At 69.1% G+C, this 18,890-nt stretch carries 13 protein-coding genes; 4 read left to right on the plus strand and 9 right to left on the minus strand.

Annotation, left to right across the window (positions count from 1 at the left end; translation table 11 throughout):
- The first annotated feature begins 326 nt into the window (after nt 1-326).
- On the plus strand, nt 327-527 hold the full coding sequence (locus ABDW61_RS20345; RefSeq protein ID WP_343641283.1) for a hypothetical protein: 201 nt from the start codon (nt 327-329) through the stop codon (nt 525-527).
- Between the two features lie 57 nt (nt 528-584).
- Nucleotides 585-1,088, plus strand: coding sequence for a hypothetical protein (locus tag ABDW61_RS20350; protein ID WP_343641285.1), 504 nt, complete (start codon nt 585-587; stop codon nt 1,086-1,088).
- On the opposite strand, the gene ABDW61_RS20355 is transcribed toward ABDW61_RS20350, so the two are convergent.
- Both ABDW61_RS20355 and ABDW61_RS20360 read right to left on the minus strand, forming a co-directional pair.
- Nucleotides 1,074-2,747 carry a response regulator gene (locus tag ABDW61_RS20355; RefSeq protein ID WP_343641286.1) on the minus strand — a complete coding sequence of 558 codons (1,674 nt, stop codon included), beginning with the start codon at nt 2,745-2,747 and terminating at the stop codon, nt 1,074-1,076. The two genes, ABDW61_RS20350 and ABDW61_RS20355, sit on opposite strands and share 15 nt — an antisense overlap.
- Nucleotides 2,744-4,249, minus strand: coding sequence for an ATPase domain-containing protein (locus ABDW61_RS20360; RefSeq protein WP_343641288.1), 1,506 nt, complete (start codon nt 4,247-4,249; stop codon nt 2,744-2,746). The genes ABDW61_RS20355 and ABDW61_RS20360 overlap by 4 nt, the downstream gene beginning before the upstream one ends.
- Before the next feature lie 248 nt (nt 4,250-4,497).
- Here ABDW61_RS20360 and ABDW61_RS20365 point away from each other — a divergent pair, with 248 nt between their 5' ends.
- Both ABDW61_RS20365 and ABDW61_RS20370 read left to right on the plus strand, forming a co-directional pair.
- A complete protein-coding gene (locus tag ABDW61_RS20365) occupies nt 4,498-6,201 on the plus strand; it encodes a molecular chaperone HscC (protein WP_343641289.1) in 1,704 nt (567 codons plus the stop codon).
- A gap of 34 nt (nt 6,202-6,235) precedes the next feature.
- Nucleotides 6,236-8,152 (plus strand): hypothetical protein, encoded by a 1,917-nt coding sequence (locus ABDW61_RS20370; protein ID WP_343641290.1) that lies wholly within the window; start codon nt 6,236-6,238, stop codon nt 8,150-8,152.
- 31 nt (nt 8,153-8,183) lie between these two features.
- Here the strand turns inward: ABDW61_RS20370 and ABDW61_RS20375 are convergent, their stop codons facing one another.
- From ABDW61_RS20375 to ABDW61_RS20405, 7 genes are all read right to left on the minus strand, one after another.
- Entirely contained in the window at nt 8,184-9,059 is an 876-nt protein-coding gene (locus tag ABDW61_RS20375; RefSeq protein WP_343641291.1) for a hypothetical protein, read from the minus strand.
- A gap of 128 nt (nt 9,060-9,187) precedes the next feature.
- Nucleotides 9,188-11,380, minus strand: coding sequence for a phospholipase C, phosphocholine-specific (locus ABDW61_RS20380; RefSeq protein WP_343641293.1), 2,193 nt, complete (start codon nt 11,378-11,380; stop codon nt 9,188-9,190).
- Nucleotides 11,381-11,390: 10 nt separating this feature from the next.
- A complete protein-coding gene (locus ABDW61_RS20385; protein ID WP_343641295.1) occupies nt 11,391-11,981 on the minus strand; it encodes a PEP-CTERM sorting domain-containing protein in 591 nt (196 codons plus the stop codon).
- A 469-nt stretch (nt 11,982-12,450) separates the two neighbouring features.
- Nucleotides 12,451-12,819, minus strand: coding sequence for a hypothetical protein (locus ABDW61_RS20390; protein ID WP_343641296.1), 369 nt, complete (start codon nt 12,817-12,819; stop codon nt 12,451-12,453).
- Nucleotides 12,820-12,991: 172 nt separating this feature from the next.
- Nucleotides 12,992-15,043, minus strand: coding sequence for an acetoacetate--CoA ligase (locus ABDW61_RS20395; protein ID WP_343641297.1), 2,052 nt, complete (start codon nt 15,041-15,043; stop codon nt 12,992-12,994).
- A gap of 88 nt (nt 15,044-15,131) precedes the next feature.
- On the minus strand, nt 15,132-16,997 hold the full coding sequence (locus tag ABDW61_RS20400; RefSeq protein ID WP_343641298.1) for an ABC transporter substrate-binding protein: 1,866 nt from the start codon (nt 16,995-16,997) through the stop codon (nt 15,132-15,134).
- Between the two features lie 35 nt (nt 16,998-17,032).
- Nucleotides 17,033-18,877 (minus strand): ABC transporter substrate-binding protein, encoded by a 1,845-nt coding sequence (locus ABDW61_RS20405; RefSeq protein ID WP_343641299.1) that lies wholly within the window; start codon nt 18,875-18,877, stop codon nt 17,033-17,035.
- Nucleotides 18,878-18,890: the final 13 nt, after the last annotated feature.

Below are 18,890 nucleotides of genomic sequence, written 5' to 3' on the forward strand. Positions count from 1 at the left end.
TGTATGAAATGATTTTCCAGCCTCCCTTACGGACATATCACCAATATTCCACCGGACACTCACATATTAATCACCCCTCTCTATGCCGACAATTTCACTGCGGTGAAATATCTGGAGAGATGTGCAAACGAGAACACGGCCGTTGAGGTCAAGCCCCCTTCGGAGGGGGTTGATCGGCCAATAGCGGCAACGCACATTCACCAACGGCGCTGCTGACGTCACGCAGGAGGCGGAGTTTTCCGACAAGAATGGGGCATGTCAGCGGGCCTAATTGGGCGAGCTGTTATTCAACGGCTCTAATTCAATCAAAGTATCTGAGGGAAATCATGCAAAACGAGATTACCGAACTGAGCATGGAAGAGCTCGAACTGGTGTCCGGCGGCTGGGCTGCAGTGGGATGGGGGCTGCTGACCAACGCCCTGTACGACGGCGCCAAGGCTGCCGGCGGTTGGTTCATGAACGCCAAGGGCGGCGGTGCGGACGGTGGCACCTGGGAGCGCATTGGCCAATCCCAGATGACGGCTTAAGCTCGGCCTTCTCTGACTCGGCGCGCGCTGCAAAAGCGCGCGCCTCCGGCGACTTGCATGAACTGGAAGAAAGTGTCTCTTGCCATCAAGCCTTGGGCGCCCGATGCAACCTCGGATGCATGGTTGCCATATGTCGCCAAAACCGCCCTGATCTCTGCGGTGGCGGCGGTTCTCCTGCACAATCTGGCAGGTTTTGTGGGCGTGGGGCTGTTTGGACTGCAAATGCCAATGCCCGTGACGCGCGACAGCGGTTTTTTTGATTGGCTGATGGTTGTGGTGGTCGGCCCGCTCCTGGAAAGCGTCCTTGTTTATCCTGTCTGCCTTTTTTCGATCAAGAATTTTCCAGATCGCATATTTGGCGCGGCAATACTGATCGGGGCGACTGCAGGCCTATTGCACGGGCTCGTGTCTCCATTCTGGTTCTTCGGTCCCGCAATCAGTTTTTTTGTGTGGAGTCTTGCCTGGTTCAAGTGGAAGGCGGCTCATCGGCCGCGTAGCCTTCTTATATTGCTCCTGCCACACATGATCCAGAATTTTCTAAGTATGCTACTGATGGGCTGATAACCCCACCGCGGCATGCACCGCCTCCGACAGCGCCTCGACGCTGAAGGGCTTCTTCAGGATGAAGCGCGCGCCCAGCACGTGCGCGACCTGGTCCATGTCCGCGTAGCCCGTGGCCAGGATGACCGGGATCGCCGGCCACCGGGCCTGCACCCGGCCGATGAGTTCCGCGCCGTTCATGCCCGGCATGACGTAGTCGACGATCAGCAGGCTGGGCGTCGACTCGCGCAGCGCGGCCAGCGCGGCCGCGCCGTTCGCCACCGAGCTCACCCGGTGGCCGAGCAGCTCCAGGCTCTGCACGAGGGATTGCCGCACTTCATCGTCGTCCTCCACCACCAGGATGCGCTGCGCCGGCGTCGCCGGGCGCGAGGACCGCGACGGACCGTCGCCCACCGACGCGGCCGACACGACCGGGAAGCTCAGATGAACGCGGGTCCCTTCGCCCGGGCGGCTGTCGATGCGGGCCTCGCCGGCGGATTGCCTCGCGAAGCTGTAGACCTGCGACAACCCCAGCCCCGTGCCGTTGCCCATCGGCTTGGTCGTGAAGAAGGGCTCGAAGACCTTCTCGATGATCGAGGCCGCAATCCCCGGCCCGTTGTCCGCCACCGTCAGCCGCAGCCCGGGCACCGTCTCCTCGCCGCGCGCGACAGTCGCCTCCTCCGTGGCGATCGTGAGGCTGCCCGTCCCCTCCATCGCATCGCGCGCGTTGACCGCGAGGTTCAGGATGGACATCTCCAGCTGGTTCGGATCCAGCTCCACGACGGGCTGCGGATGGTTCAAGCGCAGATCGATCTGCACGCGCGATCCCACCGACGTGTGCAGCAGCTCCTGCATGCCCTGCAACAGCGCATGCACGTCGGTCGGCTGAGGCACCAGCGACTGGCTGCGGGCGAAGGACAGCAACTGCGCCGTCAGGCGCGCACCGCGCCGCACGGTGCGGCGGGCGCTCTCGATGATGCGAAGCGCCACCGGCGGGCACTCGATCCGCGCCAGCAGGTCCAGGTTGGTGCCGATGACATGGAGCAGGTTGTTGAAGTCGTGCGCGATGCCGCCGGTCAGATGCCCCATCGCTTCCATCTTCTGCGCCTGCAGCAGCGCCGACTGGGCGCGCTCGCGCTCGGCGATCTCGTTCATGAGACGGTTGTTGGCATCGGAGAGCTCCCGCGTCCGGTGGTCGATGCGGGTCTCCAGCTCCCGGTTGAACTCGGCCACGACGTCATGCGCCCGCGCCAGTTCAGCCAGCATCGCGCGGGTGGCGTATTGCCGGCCACGGGCGCGCACCGCGGCCTCCACGGCCGTCTGCAGCGTGTCCGGGCTGAGCGGCCGCTCCAGCAGGATCACGTTGCCCAGCAGATGCAGCGACGTGGCCGCGTTGGCCGGCCGCCGGCCGGTGCGCCGGCTGGTCAGGACCACGAAGGGGAAGTCGGACCACGGCGGCTGCCGCCGCAGCCAGGCGTCCATCGGGCTGCCCGGCGTCACCAGGAAGGCTTCTTCAGTGACCACGGCCGCGGCGGCACCGCGGTCCAGGGCTTCGAGGAGCTCCGGCGGCGTGGCCACCGCGTGCACCGGAGCCAGGCGCGCCACCACATCGGCCACCACCTGGGCGTCCCGGCCGAACGGCGCCAGGATGAGGACCCGCGCTTCCAGCTCGGCCGTCATGCCTCGCGGTCGCCGCCGTCACCGTCGCTGAGCAGCGCGATGCCGCCCGTGTAGCGGGACACGCCCGAGACCACGCCCTCGAAGTCCGTCAGCGCCACGCCGACCTCCACGCCCTGCTCGCTCAGGCGGAACTCATGGATGGTGCTGGCATGGCGATTGGTGCGGCTCTTGGTCACGGACACGGCCTTGAGCAGACGGCCGCGCGCCTCGAAGTAGCGGAACAGCAGGACCACGTCGCTCAGATAGCTGAGGTCGACGTCCAGCTTGCCGTGCCCCAGGATGCCGTGCTGTCCCAGGATCAGGATGGTGATCACGCCACGCTGGTTGAGGTAGGTCAGCAGCTCATGCATCTGCAGCATCAGGAACTTGCCGCCAGGCATGGCCTGCAGATAGGCGTTGAGGCTGTCGATCACGACGGTGCGCACGCCATCGCGCTCGACGGCCCGGCGCACCCGCGCGGTGAACTCCCCGGGCGTCACCTCCGCGGGATCGAGCGCGCTGAGCTCGAAGCGTCCGTCTTCCAGCGCCTGCTCCAGGTCATAGCCCAGCGCCCTGGCGCGCGGTAGCAAGGTGCCCAGCCCTTCGTCGAACAGGTAGTACGCCGCGCGCTCGCCGCGACCCAGCGCGGCGTGCACGCAGGCGACGGCGGTGGAGGTCTTGCCCACGCCCGAAGGGCCGACGAACAAGGTGTTGCTGCCGCGGGTCAGGCCGCCGCCCAGCGCCGCGTCCAGCGCGGCGTTGCCGGTGGACACGTTCTCCGGCGGGAAGCTCTTGTGATGCTCCGCCGCGATCAGGCGCGGGAACACCTCGATGCCGCCCGTGCGGAGCAGGAAGTCATGTTCCCCGCTGCGGAAGGCGATGCCTCGCATCTTCGCCACCCGCAGGAAACGCTTGTCCGCGCCATATTCGCCGACGATCTGCTGCAGCCACACCACCCCGTGGGCGATGCTGCGCAGCTGCATGTCGCCGGCGGAGGCGCTGAGGTCATCCAGCATCAGCACGGTGCATCCGTTGCGCGCGAAGAAGTGCTTCAAGGCCAGGACCTGCCGCCGGTAGCGCAGCGGATCCTGCGCCAGCAGACGCATCTCCGACAGGCTGTCGAAGACGACCCGCCGCGGCCGCGTCTCCTCGACGCGCGCCATCACGCCCTGCACCGTCTGGTTCAGCTCCAGCTCGGCGGGGTGGATGATGGACTGCTCCGTCTCGGGCCCGAGTTGCTCGGCGCTGACCAGTTCGAACAGCTCCACGCCGGCCTGGTCGAGGTCCCAGCCGTGCGAGCGGGCGACCTCCCGCAGCTCCGCCGCCGTTTCCGACAGCGTGACGTACAGGGCGCTCTCCCCCGCCGCGATGCCGGCCAGCAGGAAATGGATCCCGAGCGTGGTCTTGCCCGTGCCGGGATCCCCTTCGAAGAGGTAGAGATGGCCTTGTGGCAGGCCACCCTGGAGGATGTCGTCCAGCCCGGCGATGCCGGTGGAGCAGCGTTTCTGAGGGCGCGAGGGCATATCCATGGCGTGGGCGTGGGCTGAGCGGCGGAGTCGATCCGGGTTCGACGGCGGGGCAAATGCCTTTCCCGCGCTCGCGGGCGGGGTTTGCCCGGCCCTGCCACAGCTTAGGCGAGCACGAATCCCGCGCCAGCGGTGAATTGCCCCGGCAACCGGTGAATCCGGCCAGCGCGCTGCTATCCTCCCGCCGCCTCGCGCCCCTGCGCGCGCCCGCGGACCTTCCGCCCTCTTCGCTTGCGCTGCTCCCCATGATCGTCGGCATCGACCTCGGCACGACCAACAGCCTTCTCGCCGTCTTCCGCGACGGCCGCCCCCACCTGGTACCCAACGCGCTGGGCGACTTCTCGACCCCCTCGGCGGTGGCGATCGACGACGCCGGCAAGCTGATCGTGGGCCTGGCCGCCCGCGAGCGCGCCGCCACCGACCCGGCCCGCAGCGCCCAGGCCTTCAAGCGCTGGATGGGCAGCGACCGCACGATCAAGCTGGGCGACAAGGCCTTCCGCGCCGAGGAGCTGTCCGCGCTGGTGCTGCAGGCGCTGAAGGCCGATGCCGAGGCCTTCCTCGGCGCGCCGGTCACCGAGGCCGTCATCACCGTCCCGGCCTACTTCAACGAGGCGCAGCGGCGCGCCACCCGCACTGCCGGCGAGCTCGCCGGACTGAAGGTCGAGCGGCTGCTCAACGAGCCGACCGCCGCGGGCCTGGCCTACGGCCTGCAGGACCGCCCCGACAACAGCACCTTCCTGGTCTTCGACCTGGGGGGCGGCACCTTCGACGTGTCGGTGCTGGAGTACTTCGACGGCGTCGTCGAGGTGCGCGCCAGCGCCGGCGACACGCGCCTGGGCGGCGAGGACTTCGCCCATGCGCTGGGCAAGCTGTTCATCGAGCGCTGCGGCGCGCTGTCGCTTGCCGACCGCGAGCGCCTGCAGAAGGACCCCGCGCTGTGGTGGCGCGCCGCCGAGCAGGCCAAGCGCGACCTCAGCGAGCGCGACAGCACCGTGATGGGCCTGATGCTGGACGGCCGCCGCGCGGAGCTCGAGCTGAGCCGCGCGGACTTCGAAGCGGCCACCGCCGAGCTGCTGCAGCGCCTGCGCCGTCCGATCGAGCGCGCGCTGCAGGATGCGCAGCTGTCGCCGTCGTCGCTGGACGAGGTGGTGCTGGTGGGCGGCGCGACGCGGATGCCGATGATCCGGCAGCTGATCACGCGGCTGTTCCAGCGGCTGCCGCTGCGCACCATCGATCCGGACCAGGCCATCGCGCAGGGCGCGGCCGTGCAGGCCGGCCTGAAGGCGCGCGACGCGGCGCTGGACGAGGTCGTGCTGACGGACGTGATGCCGTTCTCGCTGGGCGTGATCACCTCGCAGCAGATCGGCCAGCAGCGCATCGGCGACCGCTTCAGCCCCATCATCGAGCGCAACACGCCGGTGCCGGTGTCGCGGATGGAGCGCTACTGCACCGTCTCCGACAACCAGCGCCAGGTGGAGCTGGACATCCGCCAGGGCGAATCGCCGATCGGCAGCGACAACCTGCACCTGGGCAAGCTCGACATCGAGGTGCCGCCGCTGCCCGCCGGCGAAGCGGCGATCGAGGTGCGTTTCACCTACGACGCCAACGGCCTGCTGGAGGTCGACGCGCGCGACGTGCAGGGCGGGCGCACCGTCACCACGCTGATCCGCAACACCGCCACCGAGATGAGCGAGGCGCAGATCGCCGAGGCGCTGAAGCAGCTGCGCGCGCTCAAGCGCCATCCGCGCGACGACGAGCAGAACCGCTACCTGATCGAACGCGCGAAGCGGCTCTACGAGGACCGCCTCGGCGATCAGCGCATCGCGATCCAGTCGTGGCTGGGCGAGTTCGAGCAGGCGCTGGACACACAGGAGCCGCGCGTCATCCGCCAGGCGCGCCAGCGCATGCGCGAGGCGCTCGACAGCATCGACGGCGGCTTCCGCTTCTGAGGCGCGTTCGCGAAGGCCGCCGATGCAGGCTTGGATGAATCACTGGCAGGCCGATTGCGCACGCGTCGGCCTGGACGCGCCCAGCACCGACCTGGGCGAGATCAAGCGCGCCTACGCGAAGACGCTGCGCAAGACCCGGCCCGACGACGATGCTCAGGCGTATCAGGCGCTGCGCGAGGCCTACGACCGCGTGGTGGCGCATGCGCGATGGCATCAGGAGCATGGCGCGAAGGAGGCGCTGGCCGAGACCGAGACCGAGACCGAGACCGAGACCGAGACCGAGACCGAGACCGAGACCGAGACCGAGACCGAGACCGAGACCGAGACCGAGACCGAGACCGAGACCCGGGAGGATATCGAGCCCGTGATTGCGGAGACTGTCGAGGCGGCGGTCGAGGCGGCGGTCGAAACCCTGCCGGCCGCCGCGGACACGCCCCTCCCGGTCGCCCGCCCGGCCCACATTCCCGCGATGCCGCTGCACCGGTTCAACGAGGAGGACGGCTCGCGATCAGAACCGCCAGCCGCCGAGCCGGTGCAGGCTGAGCCAGCGGAGCCAGCCGCCGAACCGGTGCAGGCTGAGCCAGCGGGGGCTGAGCCAGTCGACGCCGGGCCCACGCCCGAGGCGCTGTGCAAGGACCTCGTCGAGCTGCTCAAGCGCGGCCCCGCCAAGGTCGAATCGGCGTTGCCGGCCCTGCGCCTGGCGCTGGGTGGACTGCCGCTGTCGTCGCAGCTCGAGGCCTCGGCCCGCTTCGCCGATCTGGTGATCGCGCTGCAGGACCACGTGCCCGGCCTGCTGATCGACCTGCTGCGGGACCACTTCGACTGGTCGCGGGACTTCCGCACCGAGCGCCTGCTCGGCGCCGAGCGGATGGCCGCGCTCGCGCAGGTGCTCGAGCGCCGTCCCGTGCCGGTCTCCGATCCAGAGACGCTCGAGGAATTCGCGCCGACCGTGCGGGTCGCCCAGTTGGCCGGATCGCTGCACACGTGGGACCAGATCAAGGCCGCCTTCGGCGTGTGGCTGATGGGCCATGCACTGCCGCTGCATCTGCAATGGGCGGGTTGGCAGCTGCTGCGCCGGCTGGGTCTGGACGAGTCGGACCTGACCGCGGCCAACCGGCTCATCGCGCGAGTGCGCCATCTCGCGGTGGTGCACATCGCGCTGCTGGTCTCGGCGGTGGATCTGGCGCTGCGCCACGACCTGAGCAGCGCGATCGAGCGCGGCTTCTCCGTCCTGATGTCGCTGGTGATCTTCTGCACGGCGATGGGTTACGGCGTGCAGTTCCTGGACTTCCTGCGCGAGGCCGTGCCCGCCAGGCTGACCCGGATGCTGGCCGGCGGCCGCTGGGAGCGGCTGTCGCCCTGGGTGGGCGCGGGCTGCTTCGCGCTCGCTGGCGCGGCCCTCCAGGCGGCGCCGATCCTGGCCGAAGACGGCGGCGTGGCCCTGGTCATCGCGGGCATCGCGGCGCTCGTCGCCGGTGTGCTGCTGGGCTTGAAGGGGCCGCTGCATCTGGTCGTCACCGCCACGGCGCTGTGGGGCTTCCTCGTGCAGGCGCTGCCGTCGGTCACGCCGCTGGGCGGGGGGCTGATCGCCGCCTGGGTGTCCGCGGGCACCAGCGTGTACCGGTTGCGCCTGTACGTCCCCAACCCGGACTTCCGCATCCAGCCGCGCTGGCCGCAGGGCGGTGGCAAGGCGATGCTGGCGCTGCTCACCGTCGGCCTGCCCACGCTGATGAGCTGGCTGTCGGTGCTCGGCGGCATGCGGCTGACGCTGGGCGCGCTGACGGTCGCCTACGCCGGCATGAGCCGCGTCCTGGCGCACTCCGAGCCGGCGCCGCGCACGCTGATCCTGATCGGCGCGTTCTATCTGACGCTGGGCCTGGGGCTGGCGGTGCAGCGCGCCGGCTGGTGGCTGGGGCGGCGCTGCTTCCGTGGCGGGGCATCGGCGCGCTGATGGAATCGGGCGCGCCGAGAGCGTCGGCCGTTCAGGGCATCGTCACCCAGCCCGAAGGCGACCAGCGCAGCAGCACGTCCGTCAGCGGATTGGCGGATTTGCCCATGATCTCGCGCACCTGCGCGCGCAGCGCGTCGAGCGAGGCCGCGGAGTCGTCGCCGATGTAGAGCACCGTGTCGTTGGCCGGCGCCGCGACGATCAGTGTGCCGTGCTGCGCATCGGCCAGCGGCTTCCAGTCATCGATGAAGATCAGGCGGCTCGGCTGCAGCACCGGCCCATCGAGCCGGCCGACTTCGCCCGAGGCCACCGGCTTGGCCGTCTGCAGCACCTGGGGCAACGCGTTGTAGGTGTTCTTGCGCGCGAGCTCTCGCACCTGGTCGACGGACAGGTCCAGCGTCTTGTAGTCCTTCTCGCTGATCAGGCGCGAGGCGCGCAGCGTGTCGAAGACGGGGACGGTGACCAGCGGACCGACGAAGGGGCGCGGACGGAAGGTGGTGGCATCGCCGCCGACTTCGCGCTGCGATTGCTGCACTGAGGCCGCGGTGCGCACCGCCAGCCGCAGCGATTCGCGCGTGGCGGGGATGGTCGAGGCACGGAAGTTCTGCGTCGTCGCCTTCACGAACGCATTCACGTCGTCGGCGCAGTGGGCGCGGTTGGTCTGGCAGCCCGCGTAGAGCTTGTCCAGCCGCGTGCGCTGATCCGCGACGCCCAGCGTCAGCGGCTCGCGGACGACGACGGTGCCGTCACCAAGCTGCTGGCGCAGCTGGGTGGCGACGTAGTCGGTGAAACCGGCCGCGTCCGGGGGCACGACGCCGGATTGCGCCTGCGCGCCGGCGTGGATGAGCAGCGAGGAGCCAAGGGCGGCAACGGCCGCAAGCGCTTGAAGACGAAGACGCATGACGGGCATGAGGACCTCCGTGTTTTCATGGGGAGGCCAGAGCGCGGCAAGGAACGTTCCCGGTGCCCATCGAACCGCCCCCTCTCCCCTGCCCTCTCCCCCCTCGCGGGGGGCGAGGGAGTTCATGCCGGCAGTCTTCACCCACCCGACACGCGGTACTGATCCGCCTTGGCCACGCCTTCCATCGCCGGATCGCTGATCGACGGCGCGCCGGTTTCGATGTGCCCGGCGAAGCGGCGCAGGAAGTCCGCCTGTCCATTCACCCGCACCGACACGTCGTACCAATGCGCGGCCGCCGCCACACCAACGCGCACGTCGCTGCGGCTGCGCGCCGGCACGGTCACGGTGACCGGCGCGCTCGACTGGTACTTGTTGTGAGCGACCGTGAAGGTCGCCGCGACCGGCCCCGTGTTGACCAGCGTCAGCACCAGCTCCCCGGTGCGCGGCGCCGACTGGGCGAGCACATCCGGATTGGGCTGCCCCGCCGCCGCCGCGCGCCGCGCGTTGCCAGCCAGGTGCCGATGGAAGCCGTTCGGACCGAGGATCCACAGATCGTAGGCACCGGTCGCCTGCGGCGCGAAGCTCCCGGTGAGCTGCTTGCCGGCCTCCACCGTGTAGCGGCGCGGAATCTCGCTCAGCCGCGTGCGGTCATAGACATGGAACACCGCCGCGGCACGTCCGGTGTTCTGGAAGCTCAGCGCGATGGACGTGGCATTCGGCCCTGCGCCAGGCGTCAGCGCGCACGCCACCTGCAGGTCGTACGGCAGCGCGCGGGCCGGACGCACGCCCGCCGCCTGCACCGGCAACGCCAGCGCACCGGGAACCGGCGGCGTGGTGGTGCCCGGCAGCGCCCGCGCCTGGTTGGCCAGCGCCACGGTGGCCGGCAGCTTCGAGAAGAACTCGCTGTCCTCCGGATCGGCGAAGTTGAAGCACGAGGTCAGGTCGCCCGCCACCGCGCGGCGCCACGCGCCGATATTGGGTTCCATGACGCCGAAGCGCGCTTCGATGAAGCGCAGCACCGACGTGTGGTCCGACACCTGCGAGTTGACCCAGCCGCCCTTGCTCCACGGCGACACGATGTACAGCGGCACGCGCGGGCCCATGCCGTAGGGACGGTGCAGATAGGCGGGCGAGGCGCCGTTGAGGATCTCGCAGTACTCGCCGGTGGTGTCGACCGTCGAGCCCCCCGCCAGCACGGCCTGTGCCGGGTCGGCGTTCCAGCTCACGCAGGACGGCGCGGCCGGCGGCGGCATGTGGTCGAAGAAGCCGTCGTTCTCGTCGAAGTTGATGAACAGCACCGTCCTGGCCCAGACCTCCGGATTGGCGGTCAGCGCGTCCAGCACCTTGGCGGTGTAGTCCGCGCCCTGCGCCGGGCTCGACGGGCCGGGATGCTCGGAGCCCTCAGCCGTCGCGACCACCCAGGACACGGCCGGCAAGCGGTTGTTGATGACGTCGTCGCGCAGCAGGTCCAGATCGCGCGTCGAGATGCCGCGGTCCTTCAGCGCCTGCGAGTAGCCCGGCCGGTTGTACCAGCCATCGCGGAACACCTTGAACCCGGCCAGCGAGTTGTCGGTGAAGTTGTCCGCCATGTTCTGGTAGACCTGCCAGCTGATGCCGGCCGCCTGCAGCCGCTCGGGGTAGGTGGTCCAGGTGTAGTCGTCGAGCGGGTTCGGATTGAACCAGTCGTGGCTGTTGTCGGTCGACGGCCCGTTGCCCTTGCGCAGCGGATCGTTGGTGCCGGTCCAGATGAACAGGCGGTTGGTGTTGGTGCCGGTCTGCGTGGCGCAGTGATAGGCGTCGCAGAGCGTGAACGCATTGGCCAGGGCGAACTGGAAAGGCAGCTCCTGCTCCTTGAAGTAGCCCATCGCGTGGTTCTGCTTGGCCTTGGGCCAGTTGTTCATGCGGCCGTGGTCCCAGGCGGCCTGCGCGTCGGTCCACGAGTGCGGCGTGCCGCTGACCCGCATGAACGCGAAGTTCTGCGCGGTGTTCAGGTGGAAGGGCGCGATCGCGCCGGGCGCGGCGTTGTTGGCGGTGGGCTGGATCCAGACGTTGCGGCCCTTGACGTTCGCGGAGTCGGCCACCGGCGCCGGGAACGGGTCGGCGAAGCCGCGCACGCCGTTCATCGTGCCGAAGTAGTGGTCGAAGGAGCGGTTCTCCTGGGTCAGGATGACGATGTGTTCGACGTCCCGGATCGTGCCGGTGCGCACGGCGGCCTTGATGGACAGGGCGCGGGCGATGGCCGGCGGGAAACTGGTCATCGCGGCGGTGGCGCCGGCCGCGGTGGCGACGGCGCGGAGGAACTGGCGGCGGGGCGTTGGCTGCTGCGTCATGGCGGGCTCCTCAGGCCGTGGGTTGCGAAGCCTTGCGGCGGCGGATCACGAGCGCGGCGACCGCCAGGCCGCCCAGCGCCAGCGCGCCGGAGGCGGGCTCAGGGACGGCGGCGGCGAAAGTCAGGTCGTCCATGACGAAGAAGGCGGGGTCGTTGCTGCGAAAGACCAGGCGGTCGACCAGGCCGGTGTAGCCGCTGGACAGGAAGGCGGGCGTCTCGCCCAGGTTCAGCGCCCCGGTCGAGGCGACCAGCGAGCCGCCGCGGTACAGGTCGATGGCGATGTTCACGCCGTCGAAGCCGGCGAACCAGGCGCCCTGGAAGGTGCTCGGGGTCAGGAAGCCGATGGCGCTGGTGGCGCTGGCGCCGTCAAAGCCCAGCGTGGCGCGGCGGTCGCCGGAGTGAGCGCTGTAGGGCGACTGCTCGCCGGAGAACTGGAACCAGGAGCTGGCGGACCAGTCCAGGCCGGCGTAATGGGCAGGGACGAGGCCGTCGGCGGCGAGGTCGTCGAAGGTGACGACGGTGGCCGAGGCGAACGGCGCGGCGGCGGCCAGCAGCAGCGGCAGGCACGCACGGGCGAGGGAACGGACAAGGGGCTTGCGCATGAGGGCTCCAGGGGGAGGAAGCGGCGGATGTGGCGGCGGATGTTCGAGCGGCGCGGTGACAGACCGGTGAAGGACCGGTGTCATCGGCGGGCCTGGAACCTGCCTTGCGCGCGCTTGTCGCGGGAAGCAGGGTCGCGTCGCGGAACCGACGCGCGGGCGTCATGAAACCCTGGATGGCGCAATGACTCTGATCAGTATGCGCAGGGGGACCGACCTCCCTGAATCAGTTCCCCCATCGGTCCCGCAATTCGGAGGAAAGACATCGCGTCATCGCGTGTCGACACTGCGTGCCTTCGGGTCATGGGACCCGCCACGAAGGAGCCGTTCATGGGGGCCATGTCCCGATTGCTTCAAGCCACGCCCTCGAGCGCATGCCAGACGTCCAGCGCCGTGGACTCGTTCGAGAGCCTGATCCACGCGCTTCGCCACCCGCGCGCGCTGTTCGCTGACATGGCAGATCCCGAGCTCCTTACGACGACGCGGCGAATTTCGCGGCCAGCTCCGCCGCGACGCCACTGACGACGACCGACAGGATCAGCAATCCGAAGAACGCCAGCATGGGCTTCGCGCGTTGGCCGGACGGACGGGACCGGTACAGATAGACCGGCACGGCAATGAAGGAAACGAGGATCACCCCTCCGCCCAACAGCGCACTGCCTGGATAGCGGCGCTCCCGCGAATCGTGGCGGTACCAGAGGTACACGATCACCACGAAAGCCAGCGTGATCGCCCAATCCACCCACCCTGCGGCTCCGCTGCGGACCCTGGCGACACCAGCGAGCGCCCCTTGCAGCAACGACAGGATGAAGAGGACGGGCAATGCGAATTTCAGTTTCACCAGAAGGCCTCGAGCGGGCGTTGAGACGGGCTCGCACTGTAACGATCGCCGCACGGCCTGGCGATGCGCATTGACCCGATATGCCTCCAACGATCCACATCTTCAAAGGAACAAGCCATGAACACAACGAACCCAATGGCGACGGCAGCCAGCCGCTCGCGACTGCAAGCAGCTACTCCCGACCCTCGGCGAAACGCTGATACCAAGCCACCGCGTCCGCGTTCGCCATGGCATCGCGCTTCATGACCTGCTCCGCCGCGGCGCCGAGCAGGAGCTTCTTGATCGGCAGCTCCATCTTCTTCCCCGAGAGCGTGCGCGGAATCGCCTCGACCTGGTGGATCTCGTCCGGCACATGGCGCGCCGACAGCGCCTTCTTGATCGACTCCCGCAAGCGCTGCTGCAGGGCCGCGTCCAGCGACACGCCCTCGCGCAGATGCACGAACAGCAGCAGACAGCTCGGACGCCCCAGGTACTCCAGGTCCACGACCAGACTGTCCATCACCTCGGGATGCGCCTCCACCGCGCGGTACAGCTCCGCCGTGCCCATGCGGATGCCATGCCGGTTGATCGTCGCGTCCGAGCGCCCGTAGATGACCCCGCCGCCCGACGGCGTGATCCGCAGCCAATCGCCATGCCGCCAGATCCCCTCGCCATTCGGCCCCCGGTACATGTCGAAGTAGCTCGACAGGTAGCGCTCGTTGTCCTTGTCGCCCCAGAAGTACAGCGGCATCGACGGCATCGGCCGCGTGCAGACGAGCTCACCGACCTCATCGATCAAGGGCCGGCCCAGACCCCGCTCATCAGGCTCCGAGAACGCATGCACCGCCGCGCCCAGACTCCGCACCTGCATCTGCCCGCGCACCAGCGGCTCGGTGATCAGCCCGGTCAGGAAGGCGCCGGCGAAGTCCGTGCCGCCGCTGATGATGCAGATCCAGATCGGCCGGCCGTCGACCTTCGGACAGTGGGTCCAGATCCAGTCGTAGCTCTCGTCGGCGAGCGGGCTCCCGGTGCTGCCGATCGCGCGCAGCCGGCTGAGGTCGCCATGGCGCATCGGCTCGACGCCCGCCTTCAGGCAACTGGCGTAGAACGCCGCGCCCGCGCCGAAGAAGCTGGCGCCCGAGAGCGCCGCGAATCGCCACAGCGTGCTCCAGTCCGGCGCGTCCTTGGGCCCCGCGGGGCTGCCGTCGAACAGGCAGGTCGTCGTCCCGCCCATCAGCGCGCCGACCTGGCAGTTCCACATGATCCAGCCGGTCGAGCTGTACCAGTGGAAGCGGTCGCCCGTCTCGACCGTCGCGCCGACGTTGTTGTGGATCGCGCCCTTGAGCATCTCCAGCAGCACGCCGCCGTGGCCATGCACGATCGGCTTGGGCAGCCCGGTGGTGCCGCTCGAATAGACGATCCACAGCGGATGGTCGAAGGGCACGGCCTCGGGCTCGCGGATGCGCTCGTTGGCGATCAGCGCGTCCCAGCGATGCGCGCGCCGCCCCGCGCCCGATGCGCCGGCCAGCAGCGCCGGATCGGCCTGCTCGTCGAGGTTGGCCAGCAGCACGACGTCGGTCACCGTCGGCAGTTCGTCGAGCAACTGGGCGAGCATCCCCATCCGGTCGATGTCCTGTCCGGCGTAGCGCACGCCATCGGCGGCGATCAGCAGCTTGGGCTCGATCTGACGGAAGCGGTCCAGCACCGCCACCGGCCCCATGTCCGGCGAGCAGACCGACCACACGGCGCCCAGGCTCGCCACCGCCAGGAAGGCGACCGCCGTCTGCGGCACGTTCGGCAGATAGGCCACCACGCGATCACCGCGCCGCACCCCCAGCTCATGCAGAGAGGCCGCGAGCGCCCCCACCTGCCGGCGCAAGGCCGGCCAGCGCAGTTCGCCGAGTTCGCCGCGCGCCAGCATCGCCTCGTTGGCGTGCACGATCGCCGGATGCCCCGCCGCTTCGGCCGCGTCGGCATGGCGCAGCGCCTGCGCCGCGATGTTCAGCGTCGCGCCGTGGAACCACACCGCGCCGGGCATGCATTCCTCGTCGAGCGCGTGCTCGAACGGCGTCTCCGATCGCAGGTCGAAGTGATCCCAGATGCTGCGCCAGAACGCGTCGAGCTCGGTCACCGACCAGCGCCACAGCGCGGCGTAGTCCTCGAAGACCAACCCGCATCGCTCGCGCAGGAAGCGGCGGTAGTGCTCGATCTGGGGCGTGGGCGCCAAGGATGTCGAGGGGAGCATGCGGTCTCCTTTCCGGATCCCGCGACGGTAGCGCGGACCGCCACCGCCTGTCCGTCACGCAGGCGACCGCGGCGCGCCCAGGGAGCGCTCAGCGCCTGGGCAGCTTCTCCGTGTCGATGTCGACATAGGGCCAGAAGATCTGGTTGAAGTAGGGCCGGCGAAAGCCGATCAGCCACGGCTGCGCGAGGTCCGACACGATCCGGTGCACGCGGTACTTCTGCGGCATGTAGGCGGTCAGCAGCTTTTGCGCCTCGCGCAGCAGCGCGGCGCGCTCGGGGCCGTCTGGCAGCACCATCATGCGGCGGTAGATCTCGTCGTAGCGGTCCAGTTTGAACCGGCCCAGGTTCTGCCCGCCCGAGGCCGGCCCGTACAGCAGCTCCAGCCCCAGCTGCGCGTCCGGCGTCGAGCTGTTGAAGCCCAGCTGCCAGATCATCAACTGGCCCGCGCGCGCGGACTTCAGGTTCTCCGGCCACTGCGCCAGCCGGATGCGCACCTGCACGCCCAGCCGGTCCATGTCGCGCTTCCAGAGCTCGTCGAAAGGCTTGGAGCGGGAGTCCGGCGTCGATGCCACCTCCAGCACCAGCGGGCTGCCGTCGGGCTTGTCGCGCCAGCCATCGCCGTCCCGGTCGACGTAGCCGTAGGTGTCGAGCAGTGCCTTGGCGCGCGCCAGGTCGTAATCGCTGTTCTCGCTCTTGTAATCGGGGTCGTAGCCCCAGCTCATCGGCGCGACCACCGACTGCGCCGGCACCGCCTGGTGGCGGCGCGTGGTGGCGATCTCGGTGGGCACGTCGGTGGCCAGGCCGATCGCGCGCCGCAGCGCGACCTTCTCCGGCGTGTAGCCGCCCACCACCGGGTCCTCCATGTTGAAGTAGTACATCGTGCGATCGCTCGCGAGCACGCGATACAGCTGCATCCCCTGCTTGGCGAGGTTGGGCGCGAGCTGGCCGTGCGGCATCGCCACGTCGGCGTACTCCTCGGGCAGCAGGTACAGCAGATCGAACTCGCGATTCAGGAAGGACAGCCAGCGCGGCTGGCTCGCTTCGATGATGCTGATCTCGACCGCGTCCACCATCGGCAGCTTGCGGCCCTTGAAGCGCGCCAGCAGCGCCTGCCCCTCGGTGTCGTCCGGATTGGGCTGTGCGTCGTAGTAGACGTCGCGATAGCCGGGGTTGCGCACCAGCCGGATCAGCGAGCCGCGCCGCCAGCGGTCCAGCTGGAAGGGGCCCGTGCCCACCGGGTGCTCCATCGACTTGCCCGGATAGCCCTCGATCACCTCGCGCGCGACCGCGCCGTAGGTGTCGCCGCCCGCGAGGTTGTAGATGAAGCGCGGCCGCGGCTCCGCCAGCTTGAACTGCAACGTGTAGCGGTCCAGCGCGCGCACGCCTTCGACGGGCTTGTCGTAGTCGAAGGGCTGCTTGGACTTCAGCGCCGCCGCGCGCAACTCCTCCAGACCGAGCAGCCCCTCCTGCTTGAAGCTCGAATACAGCGGACTCTTGGTCGCCGGGTCGTAGAAGCGCTTGAGGCTGTAGACGTAGTCCTCGGCGGTCAGCTCGCGCTTGCGGCCCTTGAAGACGGGATCGTCGGCGAAATGGATGCCGGGGCGCAGCCGGATGGTCCAGGTGCGGAAGTCGTCGGAGGGTTCCGGCATCGCGGCGGCCGTGTTGGGCTTGAGCTTGAACGGCCGCGCCAGGTAGTCGTAGTTGTAGAGCGACTCGAAGATGTGGGCCGTGACGATGCGCGAATACAGGTCGCTGACCTGCGCGGGATCGAAGCCGGTCTCGGCGACGAGGAAGGCGTAGCGCAGCACCTTCTCCTGCGCGGCGGGCGCCGTGGCCGGCGCGGTCTTGCCGGCCGCGGCGGCCGCGGACGGAGCCGCCAGCGCGGCGGTACCCGTCGCGAGGGCCGCGGCGCCCAGCATCGATGCGGTGACCAGGGCGGAGAAGCGTGCGCGCATCGGGATCGGGATCGGGACCTGCATCGGACGAGGGGCTAGTGCTTGAACTTCGCGGCGGCGTCGGGATCGATGTCCACGTACTCCCACCAGTTTTGCCAGAACTGCGGGCGGCGATACCCGATCAGCTGCGGCTGGGCGATGTCGGTGATGAAGCGGTGGCCGCGGTACTTGTAGGGCATGTAGGCGGTGGCGTAGCGCTTGGTCTCGTCGAAGAGCTTGAGCCGCTCCGGCCCGTCGGGCAGGTGCGACGCCTCGTCGTAGAGCTTGTCGACGGCCGGCAGCCGGAAGCGCGCGTAGTTCTGCGCGCCGATCTGGCCGCTGTACATGCGCGCCAGCGAGTCCTGCCCATCGGGCTTGGCCGCCGAGGTCGCCAGCGACCAGATCTGGTAGCGGCCGGCCCGCAACGCCTTGAGGTTCTCGGGCCACTTGGCCGGCTTGAACGCGATGCGCAGCCCCACCGCGTTGAGGTTCTTCTGGACGATCTCGTCGATCTGGCGCTGGAACTGCTCCGGCGTCGTCAGGCTTTCCAGCACCAGCGGCGAGCCGTCGGGCTGGTCGCGCCAGCCGTCGCCGTCCTTGTCGACATAGCCGTAGAGGTCGAGCAAGGCCTTCGCGCGCGCCGGATCGAAGCTGCTCATGTCGCTCTTGAACGCGGCGTCGTAGCCGGTCGTGCCCGGCATGTAGAGCGACTGGGCCGGGATCGCCTGGCCGCGGCGCACCAGTCGCAGCTCGCGCTCGACGTCGATGGCCAGCGAGATCGCGCGCCGCAGCGCGATCTTGTCCGGCGTGTAGCCGCCCACCAGCGGGTCCTCCATGTTGAACACGGTGAACAGCACGTCCGAGGCCACCGTCCGGTACGCATGCTTGCCCTGCTTGGCGAGGTTGGGCGCGAGCTGGCCGTTGGGCATCGCCTGGTTGATGAAGTCCTCGGGCGTGCGCTCGATGAAGTCGTACTCGCCATTGAGGAAGGACAGCCAGCGCGGCTGGTTCTCCTCGATCACGCCGACCTCGACGCGATCGATCATCGGCAGGCGGCGGCCTTTGAAGCGCTGCTTCAGCGCCTGGCCCTCGGCGTCGTCGGGGGCGGGGTCGACCTCCTGGTCGTAGAAGCGCTCGCGGTAATGCGGGTTGCGCTCCAGCACCATCATCGACGAGCGCCGCCACTGCTTGAGCACGAAGGGGCCCGTGCCCACCGGATGCGCCATCGAGTCGCCCGGATAGGCCTCGATGACCTCGCGCGCGACCGCACCGTACAGGTCGCCCTGCGCGAACACCTCCATCAGGCGCGGCCGCGTCTCCTTGGTCCTGAACTGGAGCGTGTAGCGATCCAGCGCGCGCAGGCCCTCGATGGGCTTGTCGTAGTCGAAGGGCTTGCCGGACTTGCGCACCTGCGCGTGGTATTCGTTGAGCCCGACCAGCTCGAGCTCCTCCACCTCGCTCCACGACGGCGAGGCCACGGCCGGATCGGCGAAACGTTTGAAGGTGTAGACGTAGTCCTGGGCCGTCAGCTCACGCGGCCTGCCCTTGAACGCCGGGTCCTCCGCGAACAGGATGCCGGGGCGCAGCCGCACGGTCCACAGCTTGTAGTCGTCGGCGCTCTCCGGCAGCGCCGCCGCGGTCAGCGGCTTCATCTTTGCGGGACGCGCCAATTGGTCGTAGGTGTAGAGGCCCTCGAACATGTGGGGCGTGATCATCCGCGAGTAGAGATCGGTGATCTTGGCCGGATCGAAGCCGGTCTCCGCGACGCGGAACGCGTAGCGCAGCACCTTGGGCGGCGCCTCCGAGGCGGCCTGCGCGCAGGACAACGCCAGCGCGGCGGCGACCGCCAGGGCGGCCCCGCGCAGCATCGAGGGAAGGAATCGGGCGCGGGGCATGGTCATGGCGCGGCGTCGG

The sequence above is a fragment of the Roseateles sp. genome (genome assembly GCF_039595595.1).
Classification (GTDB): Bacteria; Pseudomonadota; Gammaproteobacteria; order Burkholderiales; family Burkholderiaceae_C; genus Roseateles.

Bases quoted from the DNA above. Each gene is read 5' to 3' on its own strand.
- ABDW61_RS20345 (WP_343641283.1), top strand. From the start codon at position 327: ATGCAAAACGAGATTACCGAACTGAGCATGGAAGAGCTCGAACTGGTG.
- ABDW61_RS20350 (WP_343641285.1), top strand. From the start codon at position 585: ATGAACTGGAAGAAAGTGTCTCTTGCCATCAAGCCTTGGGCGCCCGAT.
- ABDW61_RS20355 (WP_343641286.1), bottom strand. From the start codon at position 2,747: ATGACGGCCGAGCTGGAAGCGCGGGTCCTCATCCTGGCGCCGTTCGGC.
- ABDW61_RS20360 (WP_343641288.1), bottom strand. From the start codon at position 4,249: ATGCCCTCGCGCCCTCAGAAACGCTGCTCCACCGGCATCGCCGGGCTG.
- ABDW61_RS20365 (WP_343641289.1), top strand. From the start codon at position 4,498: ATGATCGTCGGCATCGACCTCGGCACGACCAACAGCCTTCTCGCCGTC.
- ABDW61_RS20370 (WP_343641290.1), top strand. From the start codon at position 6,236: ATGAATCACTGGCAGGCCGATTGCGCACGCGTCGGCCTGGACGCGCCC.
- ABDW61_RS20375 (WP_343641291.1), bottom strand. From the start codon at position 9,059: ATGCCCGTCATGCGTCTTCGTCTTCAAGCGCTTGCGGCCGTTGCCGCC.
- ABDW61_RS20380 (WP_343641293.1), bottom strand. From the start codon at position 11,380: ATGACGCAGCAGCCAACGCCCCGCCGCCAGTTCCTCCGCGCCGTCGCC.
- ABDW61_RS20385 (WP_343641295.1), bottom strand. From the start codon at position 11,981: ATGCGCAAGCCCCTTGTCCGTTCCCTCGCCCGTGCGTGCCTGCCGCTG.
- ABDW61_RS20395 (WP_343641297.1), bottom strand. From the start codon at position 15,043: ATGCTCCCCTCGACATCCTTGGCGCCCACGCCCCAGATCGAGCACTAC.
- ABDW61_RS20400 (WP_343641298.1), bottom strand. From the start codon at position 16,997: ATGCGCGCACGCTTCTCCGCCCTGGTCACCGCATCGATGCTGGGCGCC.
- ABDW61_RS20405 (WP_343641299.1), bottom strand. From the start codon at position 18,877: ATGACCATGCCCCGCGCCCGATTCCTTCCCTCGATGCTGCGCGGGGCC.